We start from the raw sequence: 14,261 nt of genomic DNA, 5'->3' as shown, positions 1-14,261 counted from the left end.
GGGCGTGTCTCAGCGGGCGGGTGTGGTGGTGGTCGTCTCCGCCGGATTCCCCGCACTCGGCGCCTGCGCGGTACTCGACGACGGCTGGGAGGGCCGGATTTCCGGAGCGAATCCCGGCGCGGTCGTCTGCGGCGGCACGATGCTGGGGATCAGACCGGACGGAATCAGACCGGACGGGATCGGCAGCGTCGGATACGGAGTCAGTGTCGGGCCGGTCGGGGTGGTGGTCGACGGGGTGGTCGCCGACGGCGTGGTGGTGTTGGGCACCAGCGTCAGGGTGGTCGTCGACGTCGTGAGCGGCAGTTCGGTCGTCGCCCAACTCGGGAGTTGCTCGTGCCCGTCCGGCGAGGTCGGCGACGACACCGCGACCGAGGTCACCACCGAAGTCGTCTGGTGATGCGACGTCGTCGTGAATCCCGAATCCCGGGTGGTGTCAATGGTGTGCGCATCGGCGGTGCGCGTCGGCGAAGGCAGCGGGTCGGCGTCGTCGGTCACGGTGGCGCCGACTGCGACCGCCGCCATCACGATCGCACCGATGATCCCGGCCACGATCGCCACCGGTACCGCCGACCAGCTACGCGCGCGGCGACCGCCGATGAAGGCCAGTCGGTTGGTGCCTGCCTTGCCGGCGAGCATCGCCGCACCGGTGGCCGCGGCCAATTCCGGCGACGCCGGGGTGAGGAGTTCGAGTCCGGCATCGGGCACGATTCGTCGGGTGACGGGCAGATTCGCCAACCCACCGACCAGCACCGCGGCGTCGGGGGCGTCACCGCGCAACCGGAGATCGGCGAGATAGCGGGCGAACACCTCGCGCGCCTCGTCGACCATCGGGCCGGCAACCCGCTCGACGGTCGCCGAGGTCAACGACACCCCGGCCAGTCCTGCCGATGAGCCCAGCCCCGCAGTGGATGCACCCGAGGCGGACGTGGGGTCGGCGACCTCTTCCTTCGCTGTGCGGCAGGCGCTGACCAGCTTGGCCCGCTGGCGCTTGGTGCGGGTGCCGGCGTCGGCGCCGTCCACCTCCGCGGCGATGTGGTCGGCGAGCGCCTCGTCGATCCGGCGTCCACTGAGCACCGTCGACCTCTCGATCGACCCGACCCGGCCTGCGGCCGGATCCACGGTGTAGAGCGACACGCCGGTGTCGCCGCAATCGGCGACGACCACCGACGAGAATCGTCCGATCTGTCCGGTTCGGGTCAGGAATTCGGCGACCGCTTCTTCATCGGAGCCGAGGTGGATCTGACGGCGGGTACCCGACCCTCCCGAGCGCAGACGACGGCGCTGGGTGGCGGTCCGCGCCGCCACCCCGATCGGGCCGACGCGTAGTTCGGCGGCGCGGGCGGCGTCGAGCATCAGGTCGATGCCCGCGTTCACGCGTCCCACCGAATCGAGTCCGTCGGTGGGATCGACGTCGAAGACGCGCGCCTCGAGGGCGGTGCGACCTGCCTCGTCGTGCGTGAGCAGGACGTAATGGATCATTCCCTCACCGACGGAGACGCCCAGCGACGTGGTGTCGCCCGGTCTTGCCTGGTCGTTGATCTCGAACGTCGAACTGATGTCAATCCCCACTTAGTGTTGCTAACAATCGCTCCGCTCGGCGGAGTTTGTGCGTCGGGTCCGTACCCCGAATGTCACGCTTAGGTCACCAGTGTAATCAATCTGTGCCCAAAGGGTCGATCGACGTCGCCAGCCAGAGGATCAGCGCACCTGCCGACGCCATTGCCGCGACATCGAAGAATTTACCCCTGACCTGCAGCAACCCGGCCCGCGAGGTGGGGATCAGCGCGCGCAGGAGTGCGCCGAACAACAACGCCGATCCGAACACGAACGCTCCGCGACGCCATCGATCGAACAACACGAGTGCCGCGGCGGCCACGACGCCGAGCAGCACCAGCAGGTAGGGAATCTGTACCGCGTAGGCGCGCACCCGTCGGACGTGGCGCAACCGCTCCACCCGTCGGGGGGCGCCGCCGGTCATCGCGAACGGGTCCCGACGGCGTCGCCCGCGGCGTTCCGCACGGAGTCGCCTGCGGTGAGCGCCGCGAGCTGAGCCTCGGCCCGTTCGACGACGTTCACCAGCAAGAAGGCGCGCGTGAGCGGCCCGACCCCGCCCGGGTTGGGCGAGACGTGTCCGGCCACATCCCAGACGTCGGGCGCGACGTCGCCGCGCAGGCCGTCCTCGGTCCGGCTGACGCCGACATCGATCACGGCGGCACCCGGCTTGACCATGTCGGCGGTCACCAGATGCGGCACCCCTGCCGCGGCGATGACGATGTCTGCGCGGGCCACCTCGGCGGCGAGGTCGCGCGTACCGGTGTGGCACAGGGTCACGGTGGCGTTCTCGCTGCGCCGCGTCAGCAGCAGGCCGATGGGCCTGCCGATGGTGACGCCGCGGCCGATGACGGTCACCCGCGCACCCGCGATGTCGATGCCGTAGCGCCGTAGCAGGTGGATGACCCCCCGCGGCGTACACGGCAGGGTCGATTCCTTGCCCAGCACGAGTCGGCCGAGGTTGATCGGATGGAGGCCATCGGCGTCCTTGGACGGGTCGATACGCTCGAGCGCAGCGTTCTCGTCGAGATGTTTCGGCAATGGGAGCTGCACGATGTACCCGGTACAGGCGGGATCGGCGTTGAGTTCGTCGATGGCCGCATCGAGGTCCTCGGTCGTCGTGTCTGCGGGCAGATCCTTGCGGATCGACGACACCCCGATCCGCGCACAATCGGCGTGCTTGCCCTTGACGTAGGACTGCGAGCCGGGGTCGTCGCCGACCAGGATGGTCCCGAGTCCTGGGGTGACTCCCGCACTGCGCAACTTCTCCACTCGTGCGGCGAGGTCGGTGAAGATCTCGTCGCGGGTGGCCTTGCCGTCCAGTCGTATCGCGCTCACGCCGACCATTGTTCCATTCCGCTGTGCGACCGATCGCCCGGCCGGGCCGGTAGCCTGCGCTCATGTCGCCTGCAGCGCCCGATCGGGACGCCGATCGCGCCGGAACCCCCGTCGCCGTCACCGCTGCCGACGTGATGGCGGCGCGTGCACGACTCGCGGGCCGCCTGCGGCGCACTCCCCTGCTCGAGACCACGCTCGACACGGTCGGCGGACCGGTCGATGTGGTGTTCAAGCTGGAGTACACGCAGCTCGGTGGCTGCTTCAAGGTGCGCGGCAGTCTCAATGCGGTGCTCGACGCCGTCGCCCACGATGCCCTGCCCGAGGCCGGGGTTCTCGTGGCCTCCGGCGGCAACGCCGCGCTCGGTGCGGCCTGGGCTGCCCGACTCGTCGGCGTTCCGGCGACCGTGGTGGTCCCCGAGACCGCTCCGGCGGTCAAGATCTCGGCGCTGCGTTCACTCGGTGCGACGGTGCGGCTCATCGGCACTCGTTATCAGGAGTCCGCCGACGCCGCCGCCGCGCTGGCCGCCGACTCCGGCGCACTGCTGTTGCACGCCTACGATCTGCCGACGATCGTGGCCGGCGCCGGGACCATCGGCCTCGAGGTGGCCGAGGACCTCCCCGGCCACAGACTGCAGACCGTCGCCTGTGTCGGCGGTGGCGGTCTGCTCGCCGGACTCGCTGCCACGTTGCGGCCCGGTGACCGCCTCATCGGCGCCGAACCGATCGGCGCCTCGTGTCTGGATCAGGCCCGGGCGGCCGGAGAGCCCGTCACCGTCGAGCTGGACAGCATCGCGGCGGATTCGCTGGGTGCGAGTCGGGTCGGCGGCATCTGCTGGGCGACCATCGCCGACCGGGCCGTGGACTCCGTGGTCGTCGACGACGCCGACCTCATCGCGGCCCGCCGGATGATGTGGGACCGCTTCCGGATCGTCATCGAACACGGCACGGCCACCGCCGTCGCTGCGGTCACCACCGGCGCCGTCGAACCCGCGACCGATTCCACGTTGTGCATCGTCCTGTGCGGGGCCAACACCAGGCTCGACGACCTGCACCCGGCACAATGACAGCCATGTTCCGGATCATGTTCTACCAACCGTGCATCCCGCCCAACACCGGCAACGCGATCCGGCTGGCCGCGAACACCGGATGCGAGCTCCATCTGATCGAGCCGCTGGGGTTCTCGATGTCGGACGCCCAGGTCAAACGAGCCGGCCTGGACTACCACGAAATGGCCACGGTGACAGTGCATCCCAACCTGGTCACGGCATGGACGACGCTCAAGCCGCAGCGCGTGTTCGCCTTCACCGCGCATGCGCAGCGCTATCACACCGACGTCGACTACCGTCCCGGCGACGTCCTGTTGTTCGGCCCCGAGCCGACGGGACTGCCCGAGGAGGTTCTCGACGAGCCGGAGATCACCGACCGCATCCGCATACCGATGCTCGCCGGCCGACGCTCGCACAATCTCGCGAACGCGGCGAGTATCGCGGTGTACGAGGCCTGGCGACAACAGGGATTCGACGGAGCGGTGTGAATCCTGCGCACGTTCCTCAGCGCAGCGCTTTTCGGGCCTCCGGCCAGAAAGCCATTCCGGCGACCGCCAATCCACCGGCTCCGATGATGGCGACGGCGGCGTCCACGCTGGTACGGCCCTGCTTGGCCCAATAGACGTCCTCGAGATCGAGCAACAGGGCCAGTTCGTCGACGATGAGTCCGACGCCGGTGCCGTAGGCGATGGCGGTCGCCGGGTGGCGCCGGTGTCGTTCGGCGCCGCGCACCGCGACTGCACCGATGGCGCCGAGTAACCCGATTCCGATGTTGTAGTGGTGAAAGTGGTGTCCACCCAGACTCATTCCACCGCCGGCGGGGCCGTGACCGGCGCGAATCCAGTGCGTGATGCCGCGCGCGGTGACGAAGGTCGTGGTGAAGGCCGCCCACGACAGCACCGCGGATTGTTCGCCGGGCTCGAGCGACCCGCGCCACGCCCGTCGCAAGCGCACCCACGGCAGTCGGGCCGCGGACAGATCTGCGTCACCGGCCTGCCCGTACGCGTGCTGCGCCGGCCCACTCGGTACCGAGCCGGATTCTCCGGTATGGGGCAATTCTTCGGTTTGCGTAACCTGTTGTCGCACGGCAGATTCCGAGTGCGACGGGGAGCTGTCGGGTGACATGACCCGATGATGCCACTTCCTGCTGCTCGCGTGCGGAGACCCGAGAAACCCTCCTCAGGCGACCCGGAAGCGTTTGGTGCGTGAGGTCGCGCCGCCGATGAGGTTCACCCTCGACTTCGGCACACCCAGGTGGGCGGCGAGCAGTTCGGCGACCGCCTTGTTGGCCTTGCCCTCGGTGGCGGGCTCACGCACGTAAATCGTGATCGAGCCGTCCGGACCGGTCTGCACCAATGGTCCCTTCCGACTGTTCGGCTTCACCGTCACCACCACTTGCTGTGGCATACTCCACCCCTCGAATCGTCACGTCCCGCCGCGGCGCAGGCCCGGTGACGATTGTGCCGTATGCCCGATGCGGCCGCTCTCGCCGCATCAGCGCCGCCCGGTGTCCGGACCGATCGCAGCACAGCCCGCTGTCCCCCGGGTCACCTATCGTCGCCCCAGTGAGCCCGGAGACATCGCACGGGTTGCGTCTTCTTTGGCAACCCATGCACGGCCCCTTCACTTTCGGATGCTCGCGATCTCCTCCAATTGCGTTGCGCAACAATCTTTTTCAATATCGCATGGCCATTGTTTATATGTTCGGACGGCCGAATTTCGAGCATTGTAGACAGAATTGAAATATATGTCCTCATAACTTGTTATTGTGTGATAAGTGGCGAATCCGCCACTTACCACCAGCGACAATCGGATAGAAAGATGACCATCAACAACAGCCAGACCCCCGACCACACCGCCAAGCGCCGCAAGAAGAAGGCCCTTCTCGCCGCGGGCTCGGTCCTCGGCGTCGGCGCGGTGATCACCCTCGCCGCCTGGAACGATTCCGTGTGGGGCGACTCGCAATTCGGCACCGGCGAGAATTCCTGGAATGTCCAGGGCAGCTTCGACGCCGGGGCGAACTGGGACGAATTCCTGACACAGGACGACGCGGGCAACATGGTCTTCACTCTGGGAACCATCGATCCCAGCGCATTGATGCCCGGCGACTCCGTCCATGCGCTGGTCGGACTCAAGGAGACCGAGGGCAACATGGCCGCCGACGTCACCGTCCAGGGCGCCAGGGTCGACAGCACCAACACCCTTGGCCAGAAGCTCATCGTCAGCATTGCCGACCTGGGCGCTGTTAATCCGGGCACATACGACGGCACCGGCGGTTCGGCCATTCTGAGTAACAGCGCCATGGCCTCCGGACAGAGTTCGTCGACCGTCCGGGTCGACGCGAACGGCCAGAAATGGCTGGGGTTCACCGTGACCCTGCCGTCCGGGACCAATCCGTCGGGACTCGACCAAACTGTCAACGCGGCCTGGGAGCTGTCGGCCCAAAGCGTCGACAGCTGAGCGGATCCCGCTGGTCCCTTCCTCACGCAGGCGGCCGGCCACCGCGCCGGCCCGCCTGCCCGCATCATCACAAGAACTCAGCGACGTCCATCACTTCCGCTGTATCACAGACTTTTTCGACCGCAATCACCATCGTGGTCACCACCCACGCACTCCCCCGGGAGAGCACGATGAGAACATGTACCCCTGACACACCCATCCGGATCGGCCGCCACCTGCGTTCACTGTTGGCCATATCGATCGCCGCGGCCACCGCCATTCTCGGCTTCGGCGCGCTGACATCGCCGGTCGCCACGACCGCAACAGCGAGCACACCGACAGCGGCCACCTTCAACCTGTTCATCCCGGGGACCTGGGAGACCGACGATGCCGCCGATCCCACCTCGGCCACCGGCATGCTCGAACCGGTCGCCAACCGCATCGCCGCCGATCACGGCGCCGGCGCGGTCGTCTACTTCCTTCCCTACATGGCTCGCGCCTTCGACAACGGGCAGAGTTACGCGACAAGCAAATCCACCGCGGTCGCCAACGCGTCACAGATTCTGCGCGAACACGCCGCAGTACATCCCGATGCGAGCTACACCATCACCGGATACAGCCAAGGCGCCGACGCCGCAGGCGATCTCGCCGCCGCCATCGGTCACGGTGACGGTCCGGTGACCGCAGATCGCGTCCGCGCAGTGGCGTTGCTGGCCGACCCCCGGTCCGGAACCGACGGGGAGCAGACCGTCGGCCCCACCTCGACGGGCACCGGGATCGCCGACCCCCGCCCCCAGGGCATGGGTGCGCTCGCGGGCAAGGTGATCACGATCTGCCACCCCGACGATCTGTACTGCTCCATCGACAAGGACCGCAATCCCGTTCTCGGGCAGATCGGTTCGGCTCTCGGGACAACCACCGAGGAGACCGAATCTGCTCTCACCCGGACCGCCGACGCGATGAGCACCCTGGCCTCGCTCGACATGGCCGGAATCGCCGACAACGCCGACCGGCTCCGCGAGAGTCTCGTCGCCGGCGACCTGCGCGCCGCCCACCAGATCTCGGGAACCCTGAACAACCAATTGCGCCCGCTCGTGACGCTCGCCGCCGCCATCGATTACGGCACCGTCGCCGACGTTCTCACCGTCATCCCGGATGAGACCGGAATAACCACGGCCGCAGCCGCACTCGCCCGCATCCTGGATCGCGTCGACATCGAACGCACCGCCGACGTCGTCGGCCGGATTCAGGAACTCAGCTGGTACGTCCTCGGTCGTCTCACACCCTCCGACGCAGTCCTCACCACCCCCGATGTCGCCACCTCGGCAGGCGACGTCGTCGACATCACACGTGAACTCGGCTCCCTGGCGAATGATTTCGTCACCGGACGCAGTGCCGGTCCGTCCGGTACACCCTTGGTGTCGACCGAATTGACCGACGCCGCAAGCGCGTTGGCACGAATCATCGCCGCCCACGCGATCACCGACCCGGCGACGATCATCACCGACGCGGTCACCGCCGCCGACTTCGCCGCCTCCGACGCACATGTCGACTACCGCTCCTTCGTCGTCGACGACCACGGGACCACGGCACTCGACTGGATCGGCACCTGGCTCTCGAGCCGGATCGACGAGACCTGACCAAGCGATCGGCCCTCCACATCGGTCGCACACGAAAACCACAGCACGAGAAGGAAAGACAATGACACGCGCCATGTCGCACCGGGCGTCGTCACGGCACACCCCCGCCATCCCCGCGTGGTCGGTGCACACCACCAACGACACCGGCCCGGCGACTCCCATCGACCCCGCACCGGCGGGCCCACCGCCCCGATCACCGATTCTGCGCATCCTCGAGAACACGATCATGAATGTCCTCGCCGCCGCAGGCCTCGTGTGCATCGTGCTGGTCATCTGGGCCTTCGTGGGCAACTACTCACTGATCATGTTCAAGACCGGATCGATGTCACCGACGATTCCGCAGGGATCGCTGGCCCTGGTCCATCAGATACCGGCGTCGGAGATCTCCGTCGGCGACATCGTCACCGTCGATCGTGAGACGGGACGTCCGGTCACCCACCGGGTGACCGAGGTCCACCCCCAAGCCGACGGCCACGCGTTGATCGCCATGAAGGGCGACGCCAATCCCAACCCGGATCCGGGCATGTACCGGGTCGCCGAGGTCCGTGAAGTCGTCTGGCACGCACCAGGACTCGCCAAGGGCGTGGTGTGGCTGGCCAATCCCTACGTACTCGGCACGATCACCATCTGTGCCTCGCTGCTGGTGCTCTGGGCGTTCTGGCCACGCTCGCCTCGCATCCGCGAGTGAGCTCGCCCGCGTCCACCGTCCACCCATCCACCTGCTCGCACCGGAAACCACCATGACACGCACCAAGATCGCCGTCGTCCTCGCCGCCATCGCAACCATCGCCGCCGGCATGCTCGCCGTCCAGACCACCGGGGTACTCGCCTCCTGGCAGTCCGCGATCTGGGGTACCTCGACGTTCGCCCGGGCCGACGTCACCGAGGGGTACGCACGCTCGCTCACCGGTCGGGCCACCATCGATCGCGTCATCACCACCGACAACGTCGAGGCCACCCGCGTCACCCACACCCATGACAATCCCGGTACGTCCACCGTCACCGATGTCATCGACACCAGCGGGCTGCTCGGGATCACCAGAGCCGAGGGCGCCGGCACGTCGACCGCGAGCTACACCGCCTCCGGAAACGCGACCGGCTCGGCCTCGGCGACGATGAACAGCTTCGAGATCTACGCGACCGCACTGTCGTCGAGTCGCCGGGTTCAGCTGACCGCGCCGATCAGCGCATCGGCGGTGTGCACCGCCGACAGCGGTCCCACGGTCACCGCACCGGCGGGCGGCACGATGACCATCGGCAGCACGACGGTTGCGGTCCCCGCCGCAGGCACCTCCACCGACTTCACTGCGCCGATCACCGCCGCACGCCTGCGGGGCACGCTGACCAGCTACGCGAGCGTGACCGGGGATTCCGCGCTGTCGGCGCTGCGGCTCCAGATCGGCGAATACGACCTGTTCGGCACCAACTACTGGACCATCGATGCACTACTGGTCCGCGCGGAATGCGGATTGGGAGCCGCCCTTCCCGATGTCGACACCTTCGCCGCACCGATGAGCTCCGTCGCCGAGGAGACCCGCGCGGACGCGGAGTCCAGCACCGCAGAGGCCACCGGCGACGCCGCGGTCGATGACGAGAACACCGAGGAATCCGATTTGGCACCAAGCGATTCCGTTGCCGAATCGCCCAGCGGACCCAACACCATGACCACGGTGCAGCGCGGTGTCCCGTTCGACCTGATCGCCACCGACGGCACCGAGTTGGGTCGCGCCACAGTGCATGACGTCGTCTCGACCGCCGGCGACGACGGGATCGTCGTCGCGGTGCGGATGAGCGTCGACACGTCGGCCGAGACCGGTGGTGCACGACTGTCGCGGATGTCCGCCGACGATGTCGCACACCTCGTCAGCGGGCGGAGGATCGCTGTCGGATCGGCCGAGACCGACCGGGGCACAATGATTCCGGCCACGCTGCACCCCGAGAGCACCTACACCGGCTGGTTCGCCTTCACGGTCGGACGCGGCGGCGGCTCGGCGGTGTGGCAGCCCAGCGACACCGCGGGATGGATGTTCGCGTTGCCGAGCACGGTGATCGCCCCCGAGATCACCACGCCGGGAACCACTCCCGAGAGTGTCACGCCGGAAGGCACCACTCCCGAAGTCACCGAACCCGAGGTCACCACGCCCGACCCGGGTGCCCCCGAAGCCGGGGCAGCCGAGACGACGACGCCGGGCACCGGTGGTGCACCGACGACCGACACGGCAGGATCAACGGTGGGCACCGCACGACCAGGGACCACGGACGAGTCCGGCAGCTGACCTCCGACGGCACTGGCTTCCGGGGCAGGCACCGTAGCGCCTCACTGCCAGTCCCGCGATCGCGTCCCCACTCGAAGGTCCATGCGCTGCAATCGGTCCGCGACCACGGTGACGGCCCCTTCGGCGTTCTGCACCTTGCCGCGCACCAGCAATGCCGACGCCGAGGTCGCCAGCTCGCGCTGGCGAATCCACAAGCCCACCGAGCAGACGACGTTGACCATCCCGGTCTCGTCCTCGAGATTGATGAAGGTCACCCCGGAGGCGGTGGCCGGGCGCTGGCGATGGGTCACCGCCCCGCCCACCAGGACCCGCGACCCGTCGGGTACCGACAGCAGCCCGTCGGCGGGGATCACGCCGAGTGCGTCGAGCCGCGGACGCAGGTACTGGGTGGGGTATGCCGTCGGGGTCACCCCGGTCGCCCACGCATCGGTCGCGGCCAACTCGACATCGGACAGGCCCGGCAGGGTCGGGGTCGCCGCCGCCTGATGCAGGTCGAGGTGTTCGGCCCGGGCGCTCGACGCGGCTCCGGCCTCCCACAGGGCCTGGCGTCGGCTCAGCCCGAAGCAGTCGAACGCGCCCGCACCGGCGAGTCCCTCGAGCTGACGGGTGCTCAACGCGGCACGCCGGGACAGGTCGGTGACCCCGGTGAAATCACCATCGGCGTTGCGGGCGAGCACGATACGCTCGGCCACCTCCTCGCCGACCCCGCGTACCGCAGCCAGACCGAGCCGCACCTCGAGCCCCGTGTTCTCCAACGTCGCCTCGGTGAGTGAGCGGTTGATGTCGGGCCGGTGTACCCGCACCCCGTGCCGCCGGGCGTCGGCGACCAGGGACTGCGGTGAGTAGAACCCCATCGGTTGTGCACGCAGCAACGCTGCGCAGAATGCCGCCGGATGATGCAGCTTGAACCACGACGAATAGAACACCAGCGACGCGAAACTCTGCGAATGGCTCTCGGGGAAACCGAAATTGGCGAAGGCCGCCATCTTCTCGTAGATGTGGTCGGCGGCCTGCCCGGTGATGCCGTGAGTGCTGCGCATGCCGTCGTAGAACCGTTGACGCAACCGTTGCATCTTCTCCGGCGAGCGCTTGGAGCCCATCGCCCGGCGCAGCTGATCGGCCTCGGAGGCGTCGAACCCCGCCACGTCCACCGCGAGTTGCATGAGTTGCTCCTGAAAGAGCGGAACCCCCAGTGTGCGTTCGAGAGCCCCGAGCATCGACGGGTGTTCGACGGTGACCGGCTCGTCGCCGTTACGACGACGGATGTAGGGATGCACCGACCCGCCCTGAATGGGCCCGGGCCGGATCAGCGCCACCTCGACCACGAGATCGTAGAAGCAACGCGGTTTGAGGCGGGGCAGCGTGGCCATCTGAGCGCGCGACTCGACCTGGAACACCCCCACCGAGTCGGCGCGGCAGAGCATGTCGTAGACGGCTTCCTCGGTGAGATCGAGCTGCGCCAGATCGACGTGGATGCCCTTGTGCTCGGCAACCAGGTCGATCGCATAGTGCAGCGCCGAGAGCATACCCAGCCCCAGCAGATCGAATTTCACCAGACCGATTGCCGCACAGTCATCTTTGTCCCACTGCAGCACACTGCGATCGGCCATCCGGGCCCACTCGGTGGGGCACACGTCGGCGATCGGCCGATCACAGATCACCATCCCACCCGAGTGGATACCCAGGTGCCTGGGCATACCGGCGATCTCATCCGCCAGACGCGTGACGTCGGCGGGCGCGTGGTCGGGCATCTTGGCCCACGCATCCTGTTGTCCCGGTGCGTATCCCAGGGCGCGCGCCATGTCGCGGACCGAGGACTTGCCGCGATAGGTGATCACATTGGCCACCTGTGCGCTGTAGTCACGGCCGTACCGGCGATAGACGTACTGGATGGCCTCTTCCCGACGGTCGGACTCGATGTCGACGTCGATGTCGGGCGGGCCGTCACGCTCGGGAGCGAGGAACCGTTCGAACAACAACTCGTTGGCGACCGGGTCGACATTGGTGATACCCAACGCATAACAGACCGCGGAGTTGGCAGCGCTACCACGCCCCTGACACAGGATGTCGGCGCTCTTGCAGAAATCGACGATGTCGGCGACGACCAGGAAATAGCCAGGGAACGTGAGGGTTTCGATGATCGCGAGTTCGTGTTCGATCTGCCGATAGGCCTGTGGATGTTGCGCAGGCGTGCCGTAACGCCGGAGTGCCCGGGTCATCGTGAGGTGACGCAGCCAGGTGGCCTCGGTATGACCGTCGGGCACCTCGAAGGGTGGCAGTTGCGGTGCGATCAAACCCAATTCGAAGGCACAGTCGCCGGCGATGTGCACCGCGTTGTCGATGGCCTCCGGATGCGCGGACAGCAATCGCGCCATCTCGTCACCGCTGCGCAGATGCGCACCGCCGACCCCGGGCATCCACCCGGCGATGGTGTCGATGTCGGTGCGGGCGCGAACCGCGGCCATCGCCATCGCCAGACGTCGCTGGGGCGGTCCGGCGAAATGCGCACCGGTGGTGGCCACCGTCGGCAACGCGAACAGACCGGCCAGAGAGGACAATACGGCGTTGCGTTCGTCGTCGTCGGGCTGGCCGGTGGCGGTGAGTTCGACGGCCACCCCGTTGCGGCCGTAACGGTCGACGAGATCGCCGAGAGCTTTCTGCGCGGTCGCACGTCCGCCCCGCTCGAGGGCTCGGCGTACCGACCCCTTACGGCAGCCGGTGAGCACGAGCCAGTGACCGCCGTGGTCGGTCAGCCGGTCGGGGTCGTAGCGCAGCAGCCCCTTCTCGCCACCGGTCATGTGCGCGTCGGCGATCAGCCGCGAGAGCCTGCGATAGCCCTCGCCGTCTCGGGCCAGGACCAGCAGGTGCTCGCCCGGCGGGTCGTTGACACCGGTCCGCGCCACGTCGGGCTGCAGGGACAGCTCGGCGCCGAAGACCGTCGGCATCCCGAATTCCCGTGCGGCCTCGGCAAATCGGACGACGCCGTAGAAACCGTCGTGGTCGGTGATCGACAAGGCCTTCAGATCGAGGCGCTGCGCCTCGGCGACCATCTCCTCGGGCATCGACGCCCCGTCGAGAAAGCTGTAGGCACTGTGCGCGTGCAGTTCGGCATAGGGCACACCCGAGGGCTCACGATCGATCTCGGGCGCGACGTAGGGTCCACGTTTGCGCGACCATGCCGGGGAGTCACCACCGTCACCGGGACCGAAGAACTCGCCGGGCCGCTCGCCGGCTCGCGAGCGGCCGGAGAGCACTCGCTCCATCTCCGACCAGGTCGGTGGTCCATGGTTCCAACCCACTCATCGAGCATAGAACATGCGTTCTATTCGCGTCGGTCTTACCTCATCCTCTCAACTCTTCGGCGAGACGGGCCAGTCGTCGGGGTAACGGTCGGCGACCTCATCTCGCATACGTCGCAGCCCCTTGCGCGCCCGGGCGGTGAGCCGATCGCCGAACACCATGCCGGCCAGATGATCGGTCTCGTGTTGCAGACACCGGCCCAACAGCCCGCCGGCGGTGATCGTCACCGGCTCGCCGAACTGGTCCTCACCGTGACAGGTGGCGACCGACGGACGCGACAGGGTGGCGTACGCACCCGGATACGACAGACACCCCTCGTCGTAGTCGACGAGGCGGCGGTCGCGTCCCTCGGGCAGTTCGAGGCGCGGATTGCAGACAACCCCGGTCCGTCGCGTTCCGGTCTCGTCGCCGCAGTCGTAGATGAAAACCGCGAGGTCCACCCCGATCTGGGCCGCGGCCAGGCCCGCACCGGCCGCCGCGGTGTTGGTGGCGAACATGTCGGCCAGCAACGTCTGCAATTCCGGGCCGAAGTCGGTCACCGGGCGCGCCTCGCGATGCAACACCGGATCACCCCAGGCGACGATGGGGCGCACGGTTCCGAGCTTCAGCAATTCGGCGATGGGCATGCACACAGTTTCCTCCGCCGATGAGCGCACTGTCACCCGGGCTCG

Annotated in this window: 13 protein-coding genes; 6 read left to right on the top strand and 7 right to left on the bottom strand. The window is 67.8% G+C overall.

Going from position 1 to position 14,261, the window contains the following annotated elements:
* Window positions 1-9: 9 nt before the first annotated feature.
* The 3 genes from AC5ZH6_RS08835 to AC5ZH6_RS08825 form a co-directional block, all read right to left on the bottom strand.
* Window positions 10-1,569, bottom strand: coding sequence for an Hsp70 family protein (locus tag AC5ZH6_RS08835; RefSeq protein ID WP_006367529.1), 1,560 nt, complete (start codon window positions 1,567-1,569; stop codon window positions 10-12).
* 85 nt (window positions 1,570-1,654) lie between these two features.
* Window positions 1,655-1,978 (bottom strand): DUF3017 domain-containing protein, encoded by a 324-nt coding sequence (locus AC5ZH6_RS08830; RefSeq protein WP_496168942.1) that lies wholly within the window; start codon window positions 1,976-1,978, stop codon window positions 1,655-1,657.
* Window positions 1,975-2,889 (bottom strand): bifunctional methylenetetrahydrofolate dehydrogenase/methenyltetrahydrofolate cyclohydrolase, encoded by a 915-nt coding sequence (locus AC5ZH6_RS08825; protein WP_271355408.1) that lies wholly within the window; start codon window positions 2,887-2,889, stop codon window positions 1,975-1,977. The genes AC5ZH6_RS08830 and AC5ZH6_RS08825 overlap by 4 nt, the downstream gene beginning before the upstream one ends.
* A 62-nt stretch (window positions 2,890-2,951) precedes the next feature.
* Between AC5ZH6_RS08825 and AC5ZH6_RS08820 the strand changes: the two genes are divergently transcribed.
* Complete coding sequence (locus AC5ZH6_RS08820) at window positions 2,952-3,953, top strand: serine/threonine dehydratase (RefSeq protein ID WP_006367532.1); 1,002 nt, start codon at window positions 2,952-2,954, stop codon at window positions 3,951-3,953.
* A gap of 5 nt (window positions 3,954-3,958) precedes the next feature.
* Window positions 3,959-4,423, top strand: coding sequence for a tRNA (cytidine(34)-2'-O)-methyltransferase (locus AC5ZH6_RS08815; RefSeq protein ID WP_006367533.1), 465 nt, complete (start codon window positions 3,959-3,961; stop codon window positions 4,421-4,423).
* A gap of 16 nt (window positions 4,424-4,439) precedes the next feature.
* Here the strand turns inward: AC5ZH6_RS08815 and AC5ZH6_RS08810 are convergent, their stop codons facing one another.
* Window positions 4,440-4,889, bottom strand: a complete 450-nt coding sequence (locus AC5ZH6_RS08810; protein ID WP_014359506.1) for a hypothetical protein — start codon at window positions 4,887-4,889, stop codon at window positions 4,440-4,442.
* A 225-nt stretch (window positions 4,890-5,114) separates the two neighbouring features.
* The gene (locus AC5ZH6_RS08805; RefSeq protein ID WP_014359505.1) at window positions 5,115-5,342 is read right to left on the bottom strand and encodes a DUF167 domain-containing protein; all 228 of its coding nucleotides are present in this window, start codon (window positions 5,340-5,342) and stop codon (window positions 5,115-5,117) included.
* 414 nt (window positions 5,343-5,756) lie between these two features.
* Between AC5ZH6_RS08805 and AC5ZH6_RS08800 the strand changes: the two genes are divergently transcribed.
* The 4 genes from AC5ZH6_RS08800 to AC5ZH6_RS08785 all read left to right on the top strand — a co-directional run bounded on the left by AC5ZH6_RS08800 (window position 5,757) and on the right by AC5ZH6_RS08785 (window position 10,290).
* Window positions 5,757-6,395: a SipW-dependent-type signal peptide-containing protein gene (locus AC5ZH6_RS08800; RefSeq protein ID WP_271355406.1), complete on the top strand. Its 639-nt coding sequence runs from the start codon at window positions 5,757-5,759 to the stop codon at window positions 6,393-6,395.
* A 170-nt stretch (window positions 6,396-6,565) separates the two neighbouring features.
* Window positions 6,566-8,014, top strand: coding sequence for a cutinase family protein (locus AC5ZH6_RS08795; RefSeq protein ID WP_271355405.1), 1,449 nt, complete (start codon window positions 6,566-6,568; stop codon window positions 8,012-8,014).
* 61 nt (window positions 8,015-8,075) lie between these two features.
* Window positions 8,076-8,702 (top strand): signal peptidase I, encoded by a 627-nt coding sequence (locus tag AC5ZH6_RS08790; protein WP_496168939.1) that lies wholly within the window; start codon window positions 8,076-8,078, stop codon window positions 8,700-8,702.
* 52 nt (window positions 8,703-8,754) lie between these two features.
* Entirely contained in the window at window positions 8,755-10,290 is a 1,536-nt protein-coding gene (locus AC5ZH6_RS08785; protein ID WP_271355402.1) for a hypothetical protein, read from the top strand.
* A gap of 41 nt (window positions 10,291-10,331) precedes the next feature.
* On the opposite strand, the gene AC5ZH6_RS08780 is transcribed toward AC5ZH6_RS08785, so the two are convergent.
* On the bottom strand, window positions 10,332-13,589 hold the full coding sequence (locus AC5ZH6_RS08780; RefSeq protein WP_014359503.1) for an error-prone DNA polymerase: 3,258 nt from the start codon (window positions 13,587-13,589) through the stop codon (window positions 10,332-10,334).
* A gap of 51 nt (window positions 13,590-13,640) precedes the next feature.
* Complete coding sequence (def, locus tag AC5ZH6_RS08775; RefSeq protein WP_006367542.1) at window positions 13,641-14,216, bottom strand: peptide deformylase; 576 nt, start codon at window positions 14,214-14,216, stop codon at window positions 13,641-13,643.
* Window positions 14,217-14,261 lie beyond the last annotated feature (45 nt).

This window comes from Gordonia sp. YC-XJ4 (assembly GCF_059511865.1).
The sequence above is the reverse complement of the archived record's forward strand: the minus strand, read 5'-3'. Positions and strand labels throughout refer to the sequence as shown.